Source organism: Ideonella sp. P3_A4 (genome assembly GCF_056403075.1).
In genome coordinates this window covers 1-2,504 of record NZ_JBFUGE010000777.1, presented here as the reverse complement: position 1 = coordinate 2,504, position 2,504 = coordinate 1, and the positions used below count along the sequence as shown (strand labels likewise).

Below are 2,504 nucleotides of genomic sequence, written 5' to 3'. Positions count from 1 at the left end.
GCATCAGCATCCGCGCGCTGACCGACGAGATGATCGCGGCGATGCGGCAGGACCTGGGCGCCATCGGCGCCGCGCCGCCGACACATGAGCCCCGTGCGACCGAGTACGTGCCGCAGATGCTGTCGATGATCGGCACGCTTGAAGAAAAAGGCCTGGCCTACCGCGCGAGCAATGGCGACGTGAACTTCGCCGTGCGCAAGTTCCCGGGCTACGGCAAGCTCAGCGGCAAGTCGATCGATGACCTGGTCTCAGGCGCTGGCCTGGCTGACCGTGATCTGAAATCGAAGGCACTGGCCGAAGGCAAGGAAGACCCGCTGGACTTCGTGCTGTGGAAGGCTGCCAAGCCGGAAGAGCCGGCCGATGCGAAGTACGACGGCGAGTACGGCCCCGGCCGCCCGGGCTGGCACATCGAATGCTCGGCCATGAGCTGCGCGGTGCTCGGCGAGCGCTTCGACATCCACGGCGGCGGCATGGACCTGCAGTTCCCGCACCACGAGAACGAGATCGCGCAGAGCGAAGGCGCGCTGGGCCACCCGTTCGTCAACTACTGGCTGCACAACGGGTTCCTGAACGTCGACAACGAGAAGATGTCGAAGTCGCTCGGCAACTTCTTCACCATCCGCGATGTGCTGAAGAAGTTCGACGGCGAGACGCTGCGCTTCTTCATGCTGCGTACGCACTACCGCAGCCCGTTCAACTTCAGCGACGCCAACCTCGACGACGCGCGCAGCGCGCTGCGCCGCCTGTACACCGCGCTCGAAGCCGGTGGATCGCCGCAAGGCGACAACGCACCGATCGAGTGGCAACAGCCGGCCGCCGCCGCCTTCAAGGCGGCGATGGACGACGACTTCAACACACCCGGCGCGATGGCCGTGCTGTTCGAGCTCGCCGGCGAGGTCAACCGCGGCGGCTCGGCCGAGGCGGCGCGTTTGCTGCGCGCGTTGGCCGGTACGCTGGGTGTGCTGCAACAAGTGCCGACGGCCTTCTTGCGTGCAGGCTCGGGCCTGGACGAATCCGCGATCAACGAGCGCATCGAAGCTCGCAACGCCGCCAAGAAGGCGCGTGATTTCGCGGCGGCCGATCGCATCCGCGATGAGCTGCTGGCCGCCGGCGTGATGCTGAAAGACACGCCGCAAGGCACCACCTGGGTCAAGGCTTGATGAAGTCTCTGTGCGAACTTCGAAAACCGACCTCTGGCGGTGCGGCTCAAAGCCTTCGAGCGGCGGGGCAACACTGAGATGGCCACCAAGGTGAATCCGGCGGGTGTCACGCCGGACTACTGGGACGACGCCTGCAAACACCTGTCCAAGCGCGACCGGGTGATGAAGAAGCTGATCCCGCAGTTCGGCGAAGCGCGCCTGCAAAGCCGCGGTGATGCGTTCACCACGCTGGCCCGCTCGATCGTCGGCCAGCAGATCTCGGTCAAGGCCGCGCAGTCGGTGTGGGACAAGTTCGCCGCCGTCGTCGGTGGTCCGTCTAACCGCCTGGCGCCCGACGATGTGCTGGCGCTGGACGCGCTGACGCTGCGCAGCGTGGGCCTGTCGGCCCGCAAGACCGAGTACCTCATCGACCTGGCGCGTCACTTTGCCGACGGCACCGTGCACGTCAAGCAGTGGCAACAGATGGAAGATGAGGCCATCATTGACGAACTCGTCGCCATCCGGGGCATCGGCCGCTGGACGGCCGAGATGTTCCTGATCTTTCACCTGATGCGCCCGAACGTCCTGCCGCTGGACGATCTGGGCCTGCTCAAGGGCATTTCCTTGAGCTACTTCAGCGGCGAACCGGTGTCGCGTGCCGAGGCGCGCGAGTTGGGTGAGGGCTGGGCACCATACCGCTCGGTTGCCACCTGGTATCTCTGGCGCAGCCTGGACCCGCTGCCCGTCGAGTACTGACCTGCGAGAATCAACCGATGAGCAAACGCCACTTCCTGGAATTCGAGACTCCGATCGCCGAGCTGGAGTCGAAGATCGAAGAACTGCGCTACGTGCAGAACGAGTCGGCCGTCGACATCTCTGAAGAGATCGAACGGCTGGACAAGAAGAGCCTGCAGCTCACCAAGGACATCTACACCCAGCTGAACCCCTGGCAAGTGACGCAGATTGCGCGCCACCCGCAGCGGCCCTACACGCTGGACTACGTCAACGAGATCTTCACCGAATTCCAGGAACTGCACGGCGACCGTGCGTTCGCCGACGACCAATCGATCGTCGGTGGACTGGCCCGCTTCAATGGCCAGGCCTGCATGGTGATCGGCCAGCAAAAGGGCCGCGACACGAAGGAGCGCGGTCTGCGCAACTTCGGCATGCCGCGCCCCGAGGGCTACCGCAAGGCGCTGCGCCTGATGAAGCTGGCCGAGAAGTTCGGCCTGCCGGTGTTCACCTTCGTCGACACGCCGGGCGCCTACCCAGGCGTTGGCGCCGAAGAGCGCGGCCAGTCCGAGGCCATCGGTCGCAACATCTTCGAGATGGCACAACTCGAAGTGCCCATCATCACCACCATCA

General features: G+C 65.0%; 3 protein-coding genes. All 3 read left to right on the top strand.

Translation table 11 applies throughout. The annotated features are described in order from the left end of the window. The coding region (gene cysS, locus AC1DYI_RS32550; protein WP_477208250.1) for a cysteine--tRNA ligase at nucleotides 1-1,160 on the top strand (1,160 nt) is incomplete at its 5' end. A gap of 78 nt (nucleotides 1,161-1,238) precedes the next feature. Further along, on the top strand, nucleotides 1,239-1,895 hold the full coding sequence (locus AC1DYI_RS32545; protein ID WP_477208249.1) for a DNA-3-methyladenine glycosylase family protein: 657 nt from the start codon (nucleotides 1,239-1,241) through the stop codon (nucleotides 1,893-1,895). Nucleotides 1,896-1,912: 17 nt separating this feature from the next. Then, nucleotides 1,913-2,504, top strand: a 592-nt coding sequence (locus AC1DYI_RS32540) for a carboxyl transferase domain-containing protein (RefSeq protein ID WP_477208248.1), incomplete at its 3' end; no start/stop codon positions are given.

Excerpts from the sequence above, each read along its gene's own strand:
- AC1DYI_RS32545 (WP_477208249.1), top strand. The coding sequence starts at position 1,239 with ATGGCCACCAAGGTGAATCCGGCGGGTGTCACGCCGGACTACTGGGAC.